This is a genomic window from Fulvivirga kasyanovii (genome assembly GCF_009711405.1).
GTDB lineage: Bacteria > Bacteroidota > Bacteroidia > Cytophagales > Cyclobacteriaceae > Fulvivirga > Fulvivirga kasyanovii.
The window spans coordinates 1-207 of sequence record NZ_SMLW01000320.1 but is presented as its reverse complement, the minus strand read 5'-3'; positions in this window follow the sequence as shown (position 1 = coordinate 207).

The following is a 207-nucleotide window of genomic DNA, read 5'->3' as shown; positions in this document are numbered from 1 at the left end:
ATACGTTCTGGTTAATCTACGTTCTGGTTCCAGTCTTTAGCGTGGCGGTGACTTGGCCCACCATTTACCCAAGTCTTCAGACTTATAACACCAGTTGAGGAAAAACTATGATGTAATACTATCGGGGTAAATGCCAGTTTTTTTAGCAGTAAATAAAACCAAAACATCGCTAATGGCTACATATAAGGTTTTTCCTGCATGTAAGCT